Below are 18,759 nucleotides of genomic sequence, written 5' to 3' on the forward strand. Positions count from 1 at the left end.
GCGCTGCCTCTACGAGAGGAGCGTTGCCCTATGACTGGATTCTTGGAACAATCGGCATGCAAGGGTCGTCGACCGAACCACTTGGCGTCCCAGCGCCACTACCCGAGGCCCGACCTCATCGCGCGGCTTCTGCGCGAGCGGCATGTCGCCCGATTCCTCGTCGCGCCGGAAGGGTTCGGCAAAAGCGGCCTCGCTATGGAGTACTCCGACACGGTGTTCTCGTTCGAGCACGTGTTCTGGATCAACGGGCGCAGCCCCTGTTTCCTGCGCGACCTCGATCGCGGCATCATCGTGTCCTCGCTGACCATGGCCGACGAGGAGCCGTTCCTCGTCGTGGTGGAGGACGTCCCTCCGCTCGACGCGGCCCGCGCGGCGTCGCTTTCCGCAGCCTTCGACGACCTGCTCGGACGCGGTTGCGAGGTTCTGGCCACGTGCACGCCCTCGTGCGACGCGTACGGGCCCCTTCAGCACGACCGCCTCAAGCTGTCCGCCGTCGAGCTGTTGCTTTCCGACGTCGAGGTCGATGCCGGCCGCTCCGTCGACGACCGGGCGGCGCGGCCGGCCTCCGCGGTTCCCCCGGCCGAGCGCATTCCCGCATTGGTATGGGGTCCATCCGGCGCGGAGGAGGCCTTCCTCGACGGCGCCTTGCGCGAGGAGCTGCCCGCCGACGTGCTGCTGGCCATGTCCACGATGCTCGTGCTGGGGCGGGGCTCCGTGCTCGACGTCGATGCGTTCGGACCCTGCGGCGACGACCTCGTAGCGCTGATGGCGTCGAGCTATCCCTATCTGGGCATCGACCGGCGCGGCGAGCGCTTCGAGGCGCCCGATTTCCCCGCATCGGCCGTGGCGCGGGCCGTCGCCGGAAAGATCGACGCCCTGGCCGCCCGTTCGCGCTTCGCCGGGCGCGACGCGCTCGCGGGACGCTGGGCGGACGCGCTCGTCGCCCGCGCCCGCTGCGAGCGGGCTTGCGAGCTGGTGGGGGTGCTCTGCTCGCGCGGCGCGCGGGCGGCATGGCTGACGGAGCGCTCGCGGGCGCTTATGAAGGGCGTGTGCGTGCTGTCGGCCCACGAGCTGTACGCCTCGCTCGGGCAAGCCGCGTCCCTGGCGAACCCGCGGCTCGAACTGGGGGAGGCCGCAAGGCTCGCCGCGCTCGGCGACACGACCGGGGCGCTCGGCCTCGCCCGACGCGTCGCCTTCGACCTGTCGGCACCCGACGGCGTGCGCGCCCTCGCGGCGCTCGTGGTCGTGAGGCGCGGCAAGGGCCCGTCGCGCAAGCGCGCCTGCGAAGAGCTCGCGCGGCTCGCAGGACCGCAAGGGGGCGGCGCGGAGCCTTCGACGAAGAACCGCGACGAGGGAAGGGCGTCCGATGCGGCGTTTTGGCGACCGCTCGTCCAAACGCAGCTGACCTTGCTCGACGACCCCTCGTGGCTCGCGCACGGCGCCGCATGCCGCATGGAGGGCGCGGACGAGGATGCCCGCGCCCTCGCGGCGGCATGGGCGCTCGACGAGGTGGCCGAGGGGAGGGAGGGCGCTCGGTCCGACGAGGCGTCCGAGCGCGCTGCGGCCTTGGTCCGGCTGGAGACGTTCGTGCGGTCGCGGCTCGCGGAGGCGGGCGATCGGCCGCGCGACCTGTTCGTCGCGGCGGCCGGCCTCGCCTTGGAACGGGTTCGCGAGCGGGGAGCGCTCGGCCCGATCGAGCCGCTCGGCGCTTCCGAGGCCCTCATGCTGCACCGCGTGGAGATGGAGCTGTTCTCCCAGAGGCGCTCGTTCGAGCGGGCTGCCCGCGAGCGCGAGGAGCGAAGGGCGGAGCGCGCCGCCGCGCGTCCCGACGAGTACCTCGACGGGCGCTACCTGCCCGAGAAGGGGCGCAGCGCGACCATCGTCCCGCTGCTCACCGTAAACCTGTTCGGCGGGTTGGACGTGCGCATCGGCGACACGCCCGTCGACCCGCGCCGCTTCCGCCGCCAGAAGGTGAAGACGCTTCTGGCGCTGCTCGTGCTCAACCGCGGCCGCGAGTTCCCGCGCGACCGGCTCGTGCGCATCCTGTGGCCCGAGAGCGAGATCGAAACGGCGCGCAAAAACTTCTACTCCATCTGGTCGTACCTGCGCAGCGCCCTGTCGGGCCCGTCGGGCACGTGCCCTTACCTCGTGCGCCAGCAGAACGGGTGCCGCCTCGACGAGCGCCTGCTGAACACCGACGTGGCGCGGTTCGACGCCGTGTGCCGCATGCTGCTGTTCGGGCAGCCCGGCGCCGACGGATGGGCGCAGCTCTACGCCGAGATCGACGACGCGTTCGCCGATGACCTCATGCCCAGCGAGCAGGACAACGAGTTCGTGGTGCAGGCGCGCCGCGAATGCCGCGTGCAGCTCGTCGACGCGCTGGTCGCGGCGGCGGATCGCCTCGTGGAATCGGACGACGCGCAAGAGGGACTGTGGTTCGCCCGCGCGGCGCTGCGTCGCGACCGCACGCGCGAGGACGCCTACACGGCCCTCATGCGGGCCCAGATCGCCGCCGGGCAGCGCACGGCCGCGCTCGAGACGTACTTCTCCTGCCGCCGCTTCCTCACCTCGGAGCTGGGCATCGACCCTTCGCTCAAGACCATGGCGCTCTATCGCAGCATCATCGAAACGGAGGAGCCGCTGGATTGACGACGGCGCCGTTCCGCACCGCTTCCGCATGGATGGCGATGTGCGTGAAGAAGAGAGCATTATTGAATAATAAAGGTATGGTAAATATACCTATAAGGAGCTATAATGGAATTCGAATACGATCCGCAGAAAAGCGCGCGGAACCTTGCGAAGCACGGCATCGACTTCGGAGAGGCGCAGAGGCTGTGGGACGAGCCCCATGTGAGGGCATCCGCCAAGAAACGAGACGAGCGCCGTTACGCCGTTGTCGGCATGGTACGCGGCGTGTGTTGGACGGCGATAGTGACCGATCGAGGTGATCGGGTTCGTATCATATCGGTTAGGCGATCGACGGAAAAAGAGAGGAGCTACTATGCGAGGCACCAAGATAACCTCTGAGAACCTTGAGGAGATGTTTGACCGTGGCGAGGATGTAACGGAGTTCTTCGACTTCGATTCGGCCGTGGTGGAGGATAAGACCGAAACCAAGCGCGTGAACGTGGACTTCCCCGCATGGGTGGTGGAGGCGCTCGACCGCGAGGCTCGGCGGATCGGCATCGGCCGCCAAGCGGTCATCAAGACGTGGATCGCGGAACGCCTCGACGACGAGGCGGCGCGCAGGAGCGCCTGAGCGGCTCGCCGGCCTCTGCGCGTCGAAGCCGCGGCGCATTCCGAGGGAGCGCCGCTCGGCCGTCGCGCAGCCGGCCGAACGCGAAGGCTGCTTCGGAAAAACGGAGCCCCGCCGCGCCCTCGCCGGCGCGCGGCGGGGCCTTGCGTGCCCTGTGGATTTCCTCTGACGCGAGGCGCGTTATGCTAGAGTAGCAAGTACTGTTCAAAGCCAAGAGAAGGACGGCGCATCACATGGCAGGATTCCTATCCAAGCTGCTGACGCTCGGCGAGGGCAAGCAGCTTAAGAACTACGAGGCGGCGGCTCAGAAGATCAACGGCCTCGAAGCGGAGATGCAGGCGAAGTCGGACGACGAGCTGCGCGCCCTCACCGCCTCCTTCCGCGAGCGCGCCGACGCGGGCGAGGATCTGAAGAGCCTGCTGCCCGAGGCGTTCGCCACCGTGCGCGAGGCGTCCGTGCGCACGTTGGGCCTGCGCCACTTCGACGTGCAGCTCATCGGCGGCATGGCCCTGAACGACGGCCAGATCGCCGAGATGAAAACCGGCGAGGGCAAGACGCTCGTGTCCACGCTGGCCGGCTACTTGAACGCCATCCCCGGCCACAATGTGCACATCGTCACGGTGAACGACTACCTGGCCCGTCGCGACAGCGAGTGGATGGGGCAGATCTACCGGTTCCTCGGCATGGACGTGGGCCTCATCCAGAACGGCATGCGCCCCGACAAGAAGAAACCCGCCTACGCGGCCGCCGTCACGTACGGCACGAACTCCGAGTTCGGCTTCGACTACCTGCGCGACAACATGGTCACGCGCGCCGAGGCCCGCGTGCAGCGCGGCCACCACTTCGCCATCGTCGACGAGGTCGACTCCATCCTCATCGACGAGGCGCGAACACCGCTCATCATCTCCGGGGCCGGCACGCAGGCCGCCGAGACGTACAACAAGTTCGCCCGCGTCATGCCCGGCCTCGTGCCCGAGGTCGACTTCGACATGGACGAGGCGAAGAAGACCATCAACGCCACCGAGAGCGGCCTGGAGAAGATCGAGTCGATGCTCGGCATCGACGACATCTACGCCGACCCGTCGGGGCAGATGGCGAACCACCTGCAGCAGGCCTTGAAGGCCCAGTTCCTGTTCCATCGCGACGTCGACTACGTCGTGGTGAACGGCGAGGTGAAGATCGTCGACGAGTTCACGGGCCGCATCATGGAGGGCCGCCGCTACTCCGAGGGCCTGCACCAGGCGCTCGAGGCGAAAGAGCACGTGCTCGTGCGCGAGGAGAACCAGACGCTCGCCACCATCACGCTGCAGAACTACTTCCGCCTGTACGAGAAGCTTTCCGGCATGACCGGCACGGCCATGACCGAGGACGCCGAGTTCCGCGAGATCTACAAGCTGCCCGTCGTGGCCATCCCGCCGAACCGCCCCGTGGCCCGCAAGGACGAGGACGACCTCATCTACCGCACGGTGGAGGCGAAGTTCAACGCCGTGGCCGACGACGTGGCCGCCCGCAACCAGGCCGGCCAGCCCTGCCTCATCGGCACGGTGTCCATCGAGAGCTCCGAGAAGCTCTCGCGCCTGCTGGACAAGCGCGGCATCAAGCACGAGACCCTGAACGCGAAGAACCACGAGCGCGAGGCGCACATCATCGCGCAGGCCGGCCGCGTGGGCGCCGTGACCATCGCCACGAACATGGCCGGCCGCGGCACCGACATCCTGTTGGGCGGCAACCCCGAGGTCATGGCCGACGACGTGCTGCGCGCGCGCGGCTTCGACCCCGACCGCTCCCTGAACGACGAGGAGGCGGCCGAAACGGACGAGGCGGCCATGCCGGCGCCCTCCGACGAGGAGCGCGCGAGCGCGCTCGCCGAGGCGAAGGAGACCTGCGCCGTCGAGCACGAGCAGGTCATCGCGGCGGGCGGCCTCACGGTCATCGGCACCGAGCGCCACGAGTCGCGCCGTATCGACAACCAGCTGCGCGGCCGCGCCGGCCGCCAGGGCGACCCGGGCGTCACGCAGTTCTACCTGTCGCTGGAAGACGACCTCATGCGCCTGTTCGGCGGCAACCGCATGGACTCCATCGGCCGCATGATGGAGAAGACCGACATGCCCGAGGACATGCCCATCCAGGCCGGCATGGTGTCCAAGGCCATCGAGAGCGCCCAGCGCCAGGTGGAGAGCATGCACTTCGCAGCCCGTAAGAACGTGCTCGAGTACGACGACGTCATGAACCTGCAGCGCGCCGCCATCTACGGGGAGCGCAACGCCATTTTGGACGGCAAGGACATGGCCGAGCGCATTCCCGAGATCGTGCGCGAGGCGGTGGAGGCCGTGGTGGCCGAGAACTGCCCCGACAAGGTGCCGAGCGACGACTGGGACGTCAAGCCCGTGGAGACGTGGGCCGCGAACATGACCGGTCGCGACGACTTCAAAGTGGCGGAGGTCGACCACGAGGACGACCCGGCCCTGCTCGCCGACGCGCTGGTGGACTATCTGGAGGGCGTGTACGCCGAGAAGGCCGAGCAGCTGGGCGAGGTCATCAAAACCCTCGAGGCGCAGGTCATGCTCCGCATCATCGACACGCGCTGGATGGCCCACCTGCAGGAGATGGACTACCTCAAGGCCGGCATCGGCCTGCGCGCGTTCGGCCAGCGCGACCCGCTCGTGGAGTACAAGAACGAGGCCTACAACGCGTTCCAGAACCTCACGGCGTCCATGTACGAGGACTACCTGCGCACGCTTCTGCGCCTGCAGATAGCCGTGCAGCAGGCCCCGGAGCTGCCCGAGGAGAAGAGCCCGCTCGACGGCAAGGTGAGTTACTCCTCGCCCGAGCAGGCGCTCGAGGAAACGGGTGTGGCCGCCGCGCGCCGTACACCGCCCGCGCAGGCGTCCGGCCAGGCCGCGCCGCCTCCGAAGCCCGCGGCCGCGAAGCCGCAGACCTACGAGAAGGACAAGGACGATCCCTTCGCGAACGTGGGCCGCAACGATCCGTGCCCCTGCGGCTCGGGCCTCAAATACAAGAAGTGCCACGGCAAAAACGCATAGGTTGAACATGGCAGACAGCAACGAACGAGACATCGAGCAGATGGCCGAGCGCGTGAGCGACGCGCGCGGCTTCCTGCACATAGACGACAAGACGGCCGAGCTGGCGAAGCTCGACGAGGAGATAGCGGCCCCCGGCTTCTGGGACGACGCGTCCCATGCGCAGGGCGTCTCGAAGCAGGCGTCGAACCTGCGCGAGACCATACGCGAGTACGACGAGGCCGCGGCGCTTCTGGAAGACGCCCGCGCCGCGCTCGAGCTGGCGGGGGAGGACGAGGCGTTCGCCGAGGAGGCCGACGCCGCGCTGGCGCGCCTGTCGGGCCTGCTCGACGCCCTGGAGATCACGTCGTGGTTCTCCGAGCGCTTCGACGGCGGCGACGCCATCCTCACGGTGAACCCCGGCTCCGGCGGCCTCGAGGCCCAGGACTGGACCGACATGCTCTACCGCATGTACGTGCGCTACGCCGAGAACAAGGGTTGGAAGGTCACGATCCTCGACGTGGTGCCGGGCGAGGGCATCGGGTTGGACAAGGCCACCATCCAGATCGAGGGCCGCAACGCCTTCGGCATGCTGAAGAGCGAGAACGGCGTGCACCGCCTCGTGCGCATCAGCCCCACCGACGACAAGAAGCGCCGCCATACCACGTTCGCGGGCGTGGAGGTGCTGCCGGTGCTGCCCGACGACATCGAGGTGGACCTGAATCCCGCCGACGTGCGCGTGGACGTGTACCGCTCCAGCGGCCCCGGCGGCCAGTGCGTGAACACCACCGACTCGGCCGTGCGCCTCACCCACCTGCCCACGGGCATCGTGGTGACGTGCCAGAACGAGAAGTCCCAGCTGCAGAACAAGGAGGCGGCGTTCCGCGTGCTCAAGGCGAAGCTCTACGAGCGCGAGGAGCAGAAGCGCCAGGAGGAGCTGGCCGAGCTGCGCGGCGACCGCATGGACAACACGTTCGGCAGCCAGATCCGCAACTACGTGCTGTATCCCTACCAGATGGTGAAGGACGTGCGCAGCGGCGTGGAAACCGGCAACGTCGACGCCGTCCTCGACGGCGACCTGGAGGATTTCGTGATAGGCTATCACAAGTGGCGAGTCTCTCAATAACGGAAGGAAACGAAATGACCGAGCTTGAACGGCGGGCGACGGAGATGCGCGCCGACATCGTGCGGATGATCGCGGAGGCCGGCAGCGGGCACCCGGGCGGATCGCTCTCGTGCGCCGACATCCTGGCCGCGCTGTACTTCGGCGGCGTGCTCGAGCACGACCCGGAGCACCCGGAGTGGGAGGGGCGCGACCGTTTCATCCTGGCGAAGGGACATGCGGCGCCGGCGCTGTACGCGGCGCTCGCGCAGGCCGGTTACTTCCCGACCGACGAGCTCGCTACGCTGCGCAAGCTGGGCAGCCGGCTCCAGGGCCACCCGGACTCGAACCAGCTGCCCGGCGTCGAGGTGTCCACGGGCTCGCTCGGCCAGGGGCTGTCCATCGCCGCCGGCGCCGCCGCAGGCCTGAAGCTCGACGGCAAGCCGCAGGCGGTGTTCGCGCTGCTGGGCGACGGGGAGTGCCAGGAGGGCCAGGTGTGGGAGGCCGCCATGTTCGCGGCGCACCGCGGTTTGGACAACCTCGTGGCCGTCGTCGACCGCAACGGGCTGCAGATCGACGGGCGCACCTGCGACGTGTGCGATCCGGGCGACCTGGGCGCGAAGTTCGCCGCGTTCGGATGGGACGTGACCGAGGTGGACGGCCATGACGCGAGTGCCCTGGTCGAGGTCCTCGGAGCCGCGAAGGCCGCCCGCGCGGGCAAGCCCCACGCGGTCATCGCCCGCACCGTCAAGGGCAAGGGCGTTCCGTTCATGGAAAACGAGGCGGGCTGGCACGGAAAGGCTCCGAATGCCGAGCAAACCGCCGACGCGCTCGCCGCGCTCGAGGGCGCCGAGGGGAAGGAGGCTTGCCGTGGTTAAGCTCGCAAGCGAGGACCAAGCCAAGCAGAAGAAGGCCACGCGCGCGGCTTACGGAGCGACGCTCGCCGAGCTCGCGGGCGAGGGCGTTCCGGTCGTTGCGGTGGACGCCGACCTCACGGGCTCCACGACCACGAAGAAGCTCGCTGACGCCGGATACGCCGACCGCCTGTTCAACTGCGGCATAGCCGAGCAGAACATGGTGGACGTGGCCGCCGGTTTGGCCGTCACGGGGCACGTGGCCTTCACGGGCTCCTTCGCCGTGTTCGGCACGGGGCGCGCCTACGACCAGATCCGCAACACCGTGTGCTACTCCAACCTCGACGTGAAGGTGGCCCCCACGCACGCCGGCATCTCCGTGGGACCCGACGGCGGAAGCCACCAGATGCTCGAGGACGTGTCGCTCATGCGGGGGCTCCCGAACATGCGCGTGCTCGTGCCGGCCGACTACGCCGCCGCGCGCGCCGCGCTGCGCCTGGCGGCCGCCGAGCCGGGCCCCGTCTACGTGCGCATGGGCCGCGCGAGCGTGCCGTGCGTGTACGCCGACGACGTGGAGCTGGAGCTCGGGCGCGCCTACGTGCTGCGCGAAGGTTCCGACGTCACCATCGTGGCCTGCGGCGTGGAGGTGGAGCAGGCGCTCAAGGCGGCCGATATGCTGGCGGACGCAGGCGTCGACGCCGAGGTGATCGACGCGTTCTCCGTGAAGCCGCTCGACGAGGAGACCATCCTGGCCTCGGCGGCCAAGACGGGCTGCGTCGTCACGGCCGAGGAGCACAGCGTGATGGGCGGCTTGGGATCGGCCGTGGCCGAGGTCCTCGCGCGCAAGCTCCCGACTCCGGTGGAGTTCGTGGGCATGCGCGACGCGTTCGGCAAATCGGGCGAGTTCGAGGAGCTGATGGCGTACTTCAACCTGGACGCGAGGGCGCTTGTCGAAGCTGTGAAGAACGTTATGGCGCGAAAGCAAGTCTGATAGAATCTAGCCGTCTCAGTACATCACTATTCGAACGGAGCATTCTGTGACGAACGTTTCCAGCCAAGGGGGTTCTGCGCGCCCGACGGGTCGCACCGGCGCCCACGCGGCTTCCCGACAGGCTACTGCGCAGCTTTCTGCGTCGCTGCCCGTTCTGGAGGTCGACGACATTCCCCAGCAGACGGGCAAACCGGTCATCACCTTCGACCATGTGACGAAAGTGTACCCCGCGCAGCCCAACAAGCCGGCGCTCAACGACATATCGCTGCAGATCTACGCAGGCGAGTTCATCTTCCTCGTGGGCCATTCCGGCTCCGGCAAGTCCACCTTCATCCGCATGCTCATCCGCGAGGTGAAGCCGACGCAGGGCCACATCTACGTGGCCGACGAGGACCTCACCACCATGCGCAACTGGCGCGTGCCGTATCTGCGCCGCAACATCGGCTGCGTGTTCCAGGACTTCAAGCTGCTGCCGAACAAGACCGTGTTCGAGAACGTGGCCTTCGCGCTCGAGGTCATCGGCAAGAGCCGCCACGTCATCAAGACGCAGGTGCCCGAGGTGCTGCGCCTGGTGGGCCTGCAGGACAAGCTCAACAAGCGCCCCGACCAGCTCTCCGGCGGCGAGCAGCAGCGCGTGTCCATCGCGCGCGCCATCGTGAACCGCCCGCCGCTTCTGGTGTGCGACGAGCCCACCGGCAACCTCGACCCGCAGACGTCGCGCGGCATCATGGACCTGCTCGAGCGCATCAACCGCACGGGCACCACGGTGCTCGTGGCCACGCACGACCGCGAGATGGTGGACAACATGCGCCGCCGCGTGGTCGCGCTCGACCGCGGGCACCTGACCCGCGACCAGGATAGGGGGGTGTACGGCTTCGATGTCTAGTTTCGCGTACTTCCTCAAAGAGTCCCTGACGGGCTTCACGCGCAACCTTTCGACGGCGCTCGGCTCCATCGTCACCATCTTCCTGTCGCTGCTGATCATCGGCGTGTTCCTTGTCGGCGGCCTCGTGGTCGAGAACGTGGTGTCCGGCGTGGAGAACGAGGTGTCCATCGCCGCGTTCGTGGCCGACGACGCCTCGCAGAGCGACATCGACCAGGTGGAGAGCTACATCCGCGGCCTCGAAGGCGTGGCCTCGGTCGGCTTCACCACCAAGGACCAGGCGCTCGAGAACTTCCGCTCGACGTCCACCACCGACATCATCGACGCGCTCGACGGGCAGAACCCGCTGCCCGCGTCCATCGACGTGGAGCTTTCCGACCCGCAGCTCGTGGAGCAGGTGGCCGATTCGATCCGCAGCAACGCCACGTACCAGAAGATCTACGGCTACGACACCGTGGACGATTCCCTCAAGTACGGCCAGAAGACGGTGGAGAAGCTGTTCACGCTCACGAACTACGTGCGCTACATCGGCATCGCCCTCATCGCGCTGCTCATCTTCATCGCCATGGTGTTCATCAACAACACCATCCGCCTGGCCATCCTGGCGCGCCGCAAGGAGATCGCCATCATGCGCCTCGTGGGCGCGTCGAACGGCTTCATCCGCGGGCCCTTCCTCATGGAAGGCGCGCTGCACGCCGTCATCGGCTCGCTTTTGGCGGTGGGCGTGCTGGAGCTTCTGCGCAACATGGCGCTGCCGAAGCTGCAGAGCGCGCTGCCGTTCTTGTCCTTCGACGTGAGCCTGAACATGTTCTTGCTCATCTACGTCGCGCTCGTGGTCGCGGGCCTGGTCATCGGCCTTTTGGGTTCCGCGTTGGCCATGCGCCGCTACCTGAAGGTGTAACGGCCGCGCAGGCGGCTTGCATATGGCAAGGCATGGAGACAACAAGCAGATTGCGGCGTCCGCGCGTAAAGCGCGGGCCCGCAATTTGCGTTTGATGAGGACGTTCGCGCTCGTCGTGTTCCTCTGCGCGGCCTTCGTGGCCGGTTTCGCCGTGCGCGGCAACGACGCCTTGCTCTCGTCGCTCGGCTTCGCCCCGCTGCTCGAAAACGGCGATTCCGCGGCGGGCACGGCGGCGGCCAAGGACAAGAACGCCTACAACTCGCTATCGGCGCGCGTCTCGGAAGTCGAGGACGCGCTCGCCAACGACTCCTTGGATTCCTACGACCTCGACACGGCGACCATGGGCGTGCTCGACGCGTTCGCCGACACCACGGAGGACCCCTACCTGCGCTACTACGACCCGGCGCGCTACTCCTCCCTCATGCACGACAGCTCGGGCAGCTACTCCGGCGTGGGCGTGCTGTTCTCGGAATACAACGGGCTGGCCTATGCCGTGGACGTGTTCGACGGCTCGGCGGCCCAGGCGGCCGGCGTGCGCCAAGGCGACTTCGTGGTGGCCGTCGACGGCGACCGGGGCCAGGAGTGGTCCATGAACGAGGTCACGGCCTCGCTCGACCGTGCGGAGGGCGATACCGTGGTCGTGACGTGGCGGCGCCCGGCGGCGCTCGAGGCCGAGGGCGGCGAGGAGTTCACCACGACGCTGGCCTGCTCGAAGTACGACGTGAAGAACGTCACGACGAGCCTCTCCGGAACCGTGGGCTACATCAAGGTGAAGCAGCTGACGCAGAACTCGTCCAGCTTGGTGAAGCAGGCGCTTGCGGACTTGGGCGCCCAAGGGGCCCTCTCGTTCGTGCTCGACATCCGCGACAATCCCGGCGGGTACCTCACGCAGGCCGTGGACCTGGCGAGCCTGTTCGTGAAGAGCGGCGCCATCGTGCAGATCGAGACGAAGGACGGCAAGAGCGTGAAGTCGGCCACGGGCAGCGTGGCCACCGACAAGCCGCTCGTGGTGCTGGTGAACGAGAACACCGCCGCCGCCGCCGAGGTGCTGGCCGCCGCGCTGCAGGAGAGCCAGCGCGCCACGCTCGTGGGCGCCTCGACGCTGGGCAAGGGGTCGGTGCAGGTGGTGCGCGACCTGAGCTTCGGCGGCGCGCTGCGCTACACGGCGGCCTACTATCTGAGCCCCCAGGGGCGCTCGTTCGACGGCGTGGGCGTGACGCCCGACGTGTCGGTGGGCCTTGGCGGCGATGCCGGCAGCGACAACCAGAAGAACCTGGCCCTGGAAACCGCCCAGTCCCTCGTGCGGGAATAGCGCCGTGGCGCGCTCGCGGTCGCATACGCGCCGCCGCCCCCGCAGCAATCCGCGCGGCGTGCTGACCGTGCGCGGCGGCGGTTTCGGGTTCGTGCAGACGGCCGAAGGCGCCTTTTTCGTTCCCGCGTCGAAGATGGGCGGCGCCTTCGACGGCGATCTCGTGGAAGTGGCGCCCCTGCCCCCGACGGGTGGCAAGGGAGGGGCGAAGCAGCCGCATCAGGGCGGCTCCCGTCCCGCGGACCAACCGGCCGCGCGCGTCGTGCGCGTGCTCGACCGCGCCCACGATACGATTCTGGGCCGCTACGAGGTGGCCGAGCCCTTCGGCGTGGTGGTGCCCGGGGATTCGCGCATTCCCTACGACATCTTCACCATGCGCGCCGACCGTCCGGACATCGAGGACGGGTCGATCGTGCGCGTGCGCATCACGACGTTCCCGTCGCGCAACACGGCGGCCACCGGCGTAGTGGAGGAGGTCGTCGGCCGTGCGGGCGACGAGGAGCTGGGCGTGGACCTCATCGTGGCGCGGCACAAGCTGGAGACGACGTTCTCGGAGGGCGCGCTCGCCGAGGCGCGGGCCGCCGTGTTGGACGAGGAGGGGGCGCTCGCCGAAGGATATCGCGACCTGCGGGGGCGCTTCACGTTCACCATCGACCCCGCCGATGCGCGGGATTTCGACGACGCGCTGTCTTTGGAGCGGGTTTCGACCGGCGGGACCGCGATCGGGGGCGACGGCGTCCAGTCGCTCAAACAGTCCTCGCTGCGCTGCGGAACTCGCTTGGTGAACGCCGCCGCCCCCGATCGCTCCAAGGGAGAAGAGGTTCCTGCCGGGGTGCGGTTCGTTGACGGACGCGGGGCCCGTGCGGCGCGGTGGCGGTTGGGGGTGCATATCGCGGACGTGTCGCACTACGTGCCGTGGAACTCGTCGATCGACCTGGACGCGCGGAGGCGGGCGACGAGCGTGTACTTGGTCGACCGGGTCATCCCGATGCTTCCCGAGGAGCTGTCAGGGGATCTGTGCTCGCTGCGGCCCGGCGAGGCGCGGCGCGCGATGACGGCCGACCTGTACCTGGACGACGAGGCTCGGCTCGTGGGCTACGAGCTGTACCCCGCGCTCATCGAGTCGAACGCCCGATTAACGTACGACGAGGCCCAGCATATGCTGTCGGCTTGCCAGCCGACAGGCAACGCCGACGCTGTGGAAACCCTCGCTGACTTGAGTGGACCTGCGGTATTGAACGACCCCCTCGCCGCGCGCCTCGCGGCGCTCTCGCGCATCGCGAAGCGGCGCGCGGCGGCGCGGGAGGCGGCCGGCGGCCTGGACTTCGACACGACCGAGGCGAAGGTGCGCCTGGACGGCGAGGGGCACCCCGTGGCCATAGACCTGCGGCGCAAGACGGAGGCGACGTCGCTTGTCGAGGAGGCCATGATCCTGGCGAACGAGACGGTGGCGCGCCACCTGCGCGACGCCAAGTTCCCGGCCCTTTTCCGCGTGCACGACAAGCCCTCGGCCGACAGCTTGGCGGCGCTCGTTCCGGTGCTCCAAGAGTTCGCATGGTTCAAGGATATCGACCAGAACCGGCTCGTGGCCGGCGACCCGCACGTGCTCGGCAGCGTGCTCGAGGCGAGCGCGGGCCGTCCGGAGGGCGAGCTCGTGTCAACGCTCGTGCTGAGATCCATGAAGCGCGCCGTGTACCGCCCCGTCTGCGACCCCCACTACGGCCTGGCGAGTGGGGCGTACACGCATTTCACAAGCCCCATCAGGCGCTATCCCGACTTGGTGGTGCATCGCATGCTCAAGGCGCAGCTGCGCCGCCGCCCGGAGCGGTTCGACCAGGAGGTCGCCGCCCTTCCGTGGATAGCCGAGCACTCCTCCAGCATGGAGCGCGTGGCCGAGAAGGCGGCGCGCGAGTCGCAGGAGCTCAAGATCGTGGAGTACATGGAGCGCGCGGTGGGGCAGGCGTTTCCGGCCGTCGTGTCGGGCGTGACCACGTACGGGGTGTACGTGCGGCTGGAGAACACGGCCGAAGGGCTCGTGCCGCTCAAAAACCTCGGGCACGAGTACTTCTCGTTCGATCCGGTGCTGCACCGCTTGACGGGACAGGACACGGGCACGGTTTACCGTCTGGGGCAGCGCCTTCCCGTCGTGCTGACCGCGGCCGACCCGCGCGCCGGCCGGCTCGACTTCCGTCCGGCGCGCGAAGAGCGCTGACCGGCGGGTTTCGCGGACGAGGAAGGGGAGCTATGGGATGGGTGCGCGAGAGGGCGCTGGCCATGGTGCGCGTCATGCGCCGCAACAAAGGAGCGTTCGCGCTGTACGTGGTGCTGCGGCTCGTCGTGGTCGCCTGCGCCGTAGGCGCGATCGCGTTCGGCAACTACGAGGCGTTCTTCCTGTGCCTGCTTACGCTCGTGCTGTTCTTGGTGCCGCCGTTCATCGAGGTCAACTTCAGCATCACGATACCCGAGACGCTCGAGGTGGTCATCGCGCTGTTCATCTTCGCCGCGGAGATCCTGGGCGAGGTGTTCCACTTCTACACCATCTTCCCGTTTTGGGACACGCTGCTGCACACGTTCAACGGGTTTCTGGCGGCGGCCATCGGCCTCGCGCTCGTGTCCATCCTGAACCGCTCGGACCGCATCGCGTTCTTCCTCTCGCCGTTCTTCTGCGCCGTCGTGGCGTTCTGCTTCTCCATGACCATCGGCGTGCTATGGGAGTTCTTCGAGTTCGGCATGGACCAGGTGTTCGGGCTGGACATGCAGAAGGACACCGTGGTGTCGGCCATCTCGAGCGTGCTGCTCGACCCCGAGGGGCTGCAACGGCCGTTTCGCATCGACGGCATCGGGTCCGTGACGGTGAACGGGCAGGATCTGGGATTGGGAGGGTACCTGGACATCGGGCTCATCGACACGATGGAGGATTTGTTCGTGAACTTCGTGGGCGCGCTCGCGTTCTCCGTCATCGGCTACCGTTACCTGAAAAGCAAGGGGGAGGGCACGTTCGCGCGCCGCTTCGTGCCCGTGCTCTCCGTGTCGGACGAGGATCTCGGCACCCGCGACGGGCGCGATGATCCTTGCGAGGCCGGCGTCTTTCGCGAGCCGAACGCTTCCGGCGGGCGTGGCGGCGCTCGCGGCGTCGACGGCCTCGGGGCTTCTGCCGATGCGCGCGAAAGCGGGGTTGCGGGCGAATCCGCCGACTCCGACGAGCCCGGTACTTTGACGGTCTAACTTTGTGCGGTATGATGCGAACGACGTGAAGCGACGAGCGAGAAGGGGGAGGGAATGGACGGTTCCAACCGGGAGGCGAGCGCGTCGCGGCAGCGGCGCGAGGAGATCGACGACCTGCTGTCGGGCACGTTCAACTCCATCCTGCGCATCGAGGAGCAGTCGCTCGACAACCGCCTGACCCACGGGCTCACCATCACCGAAGTGCACACCATCGTGGCCGTCGGGCTGCACGAGCGCAATCCGATGAACGTGGTGGCCGCCCGCCTGAACGTGACGCTGGCCACGCTGACCACGGCGGTGAACAAGCTGGCCAAGAAGGGGTTCGTCGACCGCACGCGCGCGGAGGACGACCGGCGCAAGGTGCTCGTGTCGCTCACCAAGAAGGGCAGGCAGGTGCTGCGCGCGCACAACCTGTTCCACCATCAGATGATCGACGAGGCCCTGGCCGACCTCACCGACGAAGAGGAGCGCGTGTTCGCCGACGCGCTTGCGAAGGTGAAGGCGTTTTTCGACGCGCAAAGCTGATGCCAGTCGCCTGTTTTGCCCGAGCAAGGGCCGGGAGGCCGTGCAGAACTCCTCGCACACTTCGCGAAAGCTCGTCGTCCTGCACGGCCTCCCGGCCCTTGCTCGGGCAAAACGACTCGCAGACAACGTGCGAATCGCACACGGGGGCGCGTTGAAAACGGGGTAGAAGGGTGAGGGAAGGCCGCAGAAATCGTGGAGGGGCGGCGAGGGGACTTGCAATCGAAAGTCCGCCACCATACCATTACTTCGGTAGAAATACTTTGATTATCAAACTAATTGGCATGACGTGAAAGGAACGCAACCATGGCTACCATCGACATCGTGAAAGACGTGCTCGTGGAGAACCTCGACCTCGAGGCCGACAAGATCGCCGAGGACGCCACGCTGGAGTCGCTCGGCGTCGACTCGCTCGACATGGTCGAGCTCATCTGCGACCTGGAGGAGAAGTGCGAGGTCGAGTTTGGCGAGCCCGAGGGCATCGAGACTATCGGCCAGCTCGTCGCGCACATCGACTCGCTGAAGTAAAGCGCATGCCGATCGGGCCCCGCTGCGGGGCCCTTGCTTTGACGCACGCCGGAACGAAGAGGAGCGAACTTGAGCATGAAGACGCGTATCACGGAACTGCTGGGCATCGAGGTGCCCGTCATCCAGGGCGCCATGGCGCGCATCGCGAACGCGAGCCTGGCAGGCGCGGTGAGCGAGGCCGGCGGCCTGGGCATCATCGCATGCGGCGGCGCGCCGCTCGAGTGGGTGGAGGAGCAGGTGCGCATCGCCCGCTCGATGACCGACAAGCCCATCGGCGCGAACGTCATGCTCATGGACCCGAACGCCGGCGAGACGGCCGAGCTTTTGGCGAAGCTGCGCGTGGACGTGATCACGACGGGCGCGGGTTCGCCTGCGAACTACCTGCCCATGTGGAAGGAAGCCGGCATCAAGGTGGTGCCCGTGGTGGCCTCGAGCGCGCTGGCCGCGCGCATGGAGCGCCTCGGCGCCGACGCCGTGGTGGCCGAGGGCACCGAGGCCGGCGGCCACATCGGCGAGCTGACCACGATGGCGCTCATCCCCGCGGTATGCGACGCCGTGTCCATCCCCGTGATCGCCGCGGGCGGCATCGCCGACGGGCGCGGCATGGCCGCCGCCTTCGCGCTGGGCGCCGAGGGCGTGCAGGTGGGCACCCGCTTCCTCACGGTGGACGAGTGCATCATCGCCGACGCCTACAAGGACAAGGTGATCGCCGCCAAGGACGCCGACACCATCGTCACGGGCCGCGGCAGCGGGCATCCCGTGCGCTGCCTGAAGAACAAGTTCGCCCGCACCGTGCGCAAGCTCGAGGGCGACGTCGCCGCCAACGGCGACGAGCTGGAGGCCATGTACGTGGGCTCCCTGCGCCGCGCGGTGGAGGGCGACGTGGACAACGGCACCATGATGGCGGGCCAGTCGGCCGCGCTCGTGCACGAGCGCGCGACGGCGGCGGAAGCCATTGCCGCGATGGTGAAAGAGGCGGAAGCGCTCGGCGGGCTCGACCTCGAAGCGCTGGCCGCGCTGAACGCCCGTCGCGGACGCGCGATCTAGGGGGATTGCCATGGCTGATTTTCAACCTGCGGGAGGGCCGGTCGTCGACACCCAGTCGCTCGGCAGTCCTGGCTCGCACGAAGCGTCCACTGGACGCTTCGGCTCGTGCGGAACTCGCTTGGTGGGTGCCGATGACCGGCCCTGTTTCGAGTCGGCGATCCCTTCCATCCCTGCGGGCTCGCCCGTCTTCATGTTCTCGGGGCAGGGGTCGCAGAAACCGGGCATGGGGGGCGATCTCCTCGCTGTGAAAGAGGTGGGGGAGGTGTTCGCCTGCGCGTCAGACATGCTGGGATACGACGTGGTCGACCTCGTGCTCAACGCCGATCCCGACGAGCTCAACGACACGCGCAACGCCCAGCCGGCGTTGTGCGTGCTGTCGGTGGCTGTCGCGCGCGCCCTCATGGCGCGCGGCGCGGAGCCGGCGGCGGTGCTGGGCTTCTCGCTGGGGCAGGTGGGCGCGCTGGCCGTGTCGGGCATGCTTTCCGACGAGGCGACGTTCGCGTTCGTGAAGGCGCGCTCGGAGCTCATGGCCGAGGCGGCCGCCGCGCATCCGGGGGCCATGAGCGCCCTTTTGAAGGCTGACGAGGAGAGTGTCGTCGCGCTCTGCGACCAGTGCGCCGAAGGCGAGGTGCTGGTGCCTGCGAATTTCAACTGCCCGGGGCAGATCGTCGTCGCGGGCGCGCCGGCGGCCGTCGCACGCGCCGAGGCGGCGTGGGCCGAGGCGGGGAAGCGCTCGTCGCGCCTGGCCACGTCGGGCGCGTTCCACAGCCCGCTCATGGCCGATGCCGCGGCCGGGCTCGCCGCCTATCTGGAGGACGTCGAGTTCTCGGAGCCGCGCATCCCGCTTATCTGCAACGTCACCGCCGCGCCGTTGTCCGCCGCCGAGGCGCGCGATCATCTCGTGCGCCATCTCACGAGTCCCGTGCGCTTCCAGCAGAGCGTCGAGGCGCTGGCCGGCGCCGGAGCCGACACGTTCGTCGAGGTGGGCTTCGGCGGGGTGCTGGCGAACCTCGTGAAGCGCTGCGCCTTGACCGCGACGCGCGCCTGCGTGCAGGACCGCGCGAGCTTCGACGGCTTTCTCGCCGCCTCCTCCGCAACCGATTCCGAATAGGAGCTTCCAC

At 68.2% G+C, this 18,759-nt stretch carries 16 protein-coding genes; all 16 read left to right on the plus strand.

The genetic code is table 11. The annotated features are described in order from the left end of the window. Positions 1-30: 30 nt before the first annotated feature. The 16 genes from HCH03_RS06955 to HCH03_RS07030 all read left to right on the plus strand — a co-directional run bounded on the left by HCH03_RS06955 (position 31) and on the right by HCH03_RS07030 (position 18,749). Entirely contained in the window at positions 31-2,649 is a 2,619-nt protein-coding gene (locus tag HCH03_RS06955) for an AfsR/SARP family transcriptional regulator (RefSeq protein ID WP_221688904.1), read from the plus strand. Between the two features lie 105 nt (positions 2,650-2,754). Beyond that, positions 2,755-3,027, plus strand: a complete 273-nt coding sequence (locus HCH03_RS06960) for a BrnT family toxin (protein WP_221688905.1) — start codon at positions 2,755-2,757, stop codon at positions 3,025-3,027. 13 nt (positions 3,028-3,040) lie between these two features. Beyond that, complete coding sequence (brnA, locus tag HCH03_RS06965; RefSeq protein ID WP_246599811.1) at positions 3,041-3,259, plus strand: type II toxin-antitoxin system BrnA family antitoxin; 219 nt, start codon at positions 3,041-3,043, stop codon at positions 3,257-3,259. Positions 3,260-3,489: 230 nt separating this feature from the next. Further along, positions 3,490-6,300 (plus strand): preprotein translocase subunit SecA, encoded by a 2,811-nt coding sequence (secA, locus tag HCH03_RS06970; protein ID WP_221688907.1) that lies wholly within the window; start codon positions 3,490-3,492, stop codon positions 6,298-6,300. Between the two features lie 7 nt (positions 6,301-6,307). Further along, a complete protein-coding gene (prfB, locus tag HCH03_RS06975) occupies positions 6,308-7,402 on the plus strand; it encodes a peptide chain release factor 2 (protein WP_080145197.1) in 1,095 nt (364 codons plus the stop codon). 14 nt (positions 7,403-7,416) lie between these two features. Further along, the gene (locus HCH03_RS06980) at positions 7,417-8,256 is read left to right on the plus strand and encodes a transketolase (RefSeq protein ID WP_221688908.1); all 840 of its coding nucleotides are present in this window, start codon (positions 7,417-7,419) and stop codon (positions 8,254-8,256) included. Further along, on the plus strand, positions 8,249-9,223 hold the full coding sequence (locus tag HCH03_RS06985) for a transketolase family protein (protein WP_221688909.1): 975 nt from the start codon (positions 8,249-8,251) through the stop codon (positions 9,221-9,223). Before HCH03_RS06980 ends, HCH03_RS06985 begins: the two co-directional genes overlap by 8 nt. Before the next feature lie 46 nt (positions 9,224-9,269). Next, entirely contained in the window at positions 9,270-10,109 is an 840-nt protein-coding gene (ftsE, locus tag HCH03_RS06990; RefSeq protein WP_438821624.1) for a cell division ATP-binding protein FtsE, read from the plus strand. Further along, the gene (gene ftsX, locus HCH03_RS06995; RefSeq protein ID WP_080143439.1) at positions 10,102-11,007 is read left to right on the plus strand and encodes a permease-like cell division protein FtsX; all 906 of its coding nucleotides are present in this window, start codon (positions 10,102-10,104) and stop codon (positions 11,005-11,007) included. Before ftsE ends, ftsX begins: the two co-directional genes overlap by 8 nt. 22 nt (positions 11,008-11,029) lie before the next feature. Continuing rightward, positions 11,030-12,319, plus strand: coding sequence for a S41 family peptidase (locus HCH03_RS07000; protein WP_221688910.1), 1,290 nt, complete (start codon positions 11,030-11,032; stop codon positions 12,317-12,319). A 4-nt stretch (positions 12,320-12,323) separates the two neighbouring features. Continuing rightward, entirely contained in the window at positions 12,324-14,528 is a 2,205-nt protein-coding gene (locus HCH03_RS07005; RefSeq protein ID WP_221688911.1) for a ribonuclease R family protein, read from the plus strand. Between the two features lie 32 nt (positions 14,529-14,560). After that, the gene (locus tag HCH03_RS07010) at positions 14,561-15,541 is read left to right on the plus strand and encodes a hypothetical protein (RefSeq protein WP_246599813.1); all 981 of its coding nucleotides are present in this window, start codon (positions 14,561-14,563) and stop codon (positions 15,539-15,541) included. A gap of 54 nt (positions 15,542-15,595) precedes the next feature. Further along, entirely contained in the window at positions 15,596-16,066 is a 471-nt protein-coding gene (locus tag HCH03_RS07015; protein ID WP_221688912.1) for a MarR family winged helix-turn-helix transcriptional regulator, read from the plus strand. Positions 16,067-16,369: 303 nt separating this feature from the next. Next, on the plus strand, positions 16,370-16,591 hold the full coding sequence (locus HCH03_RS07020) for an acyl carrier protein (RefSeq protein ID WP_221688913.1): 222 nt from the start codon (positions 16,370-16,372) through the stop codon (positions 16,589-16,591). A gap of 69 nt (positions 16,592-16,660) precedes the next feature. Next, positions 16,661-17,638: a nitronate monooxygenase gene (locus HCH03_RS07025; RefSeq protein ID WP_438821625.1), complete on the plus strand. Its 978-nt coding sequence runs from the start codon at positions 16,661-16,663 to the stop codon at positions 17,636-17,638. 10 nt (positions 17,639-17,648) lie between these two features. Continuing rightward, positions 17,649-18,749: an ACP S-malonyltransferase gene (locus HCH03_RS07030; protein WP_221688915.1), complete on the plus strand. Its 1,101-nt coding sequence runs from the start codon at positions 17,649-17,651 to the stop codon at positions 18,747-18,749. Positions 18,750-18,759 lie beyond the last annotated feature (10 nt).

The organism is Gordonibacter massiliensis (ex Traore et al. 2017) (assembly GCF_019731765.1).
Classification (GTDB): Bacteria; Actinomycetota; Coriobacteriia; order Coriobacteriales; family Eggerthellaceae; genus Gordonibacter; species Gordonibacter massiliensis.

Bases quoted from the DNA above. Each gene is read 5' to 3' on its own strand.
- HCH03_RS06955 (WP_221688904.1), top strand. From the start codon at position 31: ATGACTGGATTCTTGGAACAATCGGCATGCAAGGGTCGTCGACCGAAC.
- HCH03_RS06960 (WP_221688905.1), top strand. From the start codon at position 2,755: ATGGAATTCGAATACGATCCGCAGAAAAGCGCGCGGAACCTTGCGAAG.
- brnA (WP_246599811.1), top strand. From the start codon at position 3,041: ATGTTTGACCGTGGCGAGGATGTAACGGAGTTCTTCGACTTCGATTCG.
- secA (WP_221688907.1), top strand. From the start codon at position 3,490: ATGGCAGGATTCCTATCCAAGCTGCTGACGCTCGGCGAGGGCAAGCAG.
- prfB (WP_080145197.1), top strand. From the start codon at position 6,308: ATGGCAGACAGCAACGAACGAGACATCGAGCAGATGGCCGAGCGCGTG.
- HCH03_RS06980 (WP_221688908.1), top strand. From the start codon at position 7,417: ATGACCGAGCTTGAACGGCGGGCGACGGAGATGCGCGCCGACATCGTG.
- ftsX (WP_080143439.1), top strand. From the start codon at position 10,102: ATGTCTAGTTTCGCGTACTTCCTCAAAGAGTCCCTGACGGGCTTCACG.
- HCH03_RS07000 (WP_221688910.1), top strand. From the start codon at position 11,030: ATGGCAAGGCATGGAGACAACAAGCAGATTGCGGCGTCCGCGCGTAAA.
- HCH03_RS07010 (WP_246599813.1), top strand. From the start codon at position 14,561: ATGGGATGGGTGCGCGAGAGGGCGCTGGCCATGGTGCGCGTCATGCGC.
- HCH03_RS07015 (WP_221688912.1), top strand. From the start codon at position 15,596: ATGGACGGTTCCAACCGGGAGGCGAGCGCGTCGCGGCAGCGGCGCGAG.
- HCH03_RS07020 (WP_221688913.1), top strand. From the start codon at position 16,370: ATGGCTACCATCGACATCGTGAAAGACGTGCTCGTGGAGAACCTCGAC.
- HCH03_RS07030 (WP_221688915.1), top strand. From the start codon at position 17,649: ATGGCTGATTTTCAACCTGCGGGAGGGCCGGTCGTCGACACCCAGTCG.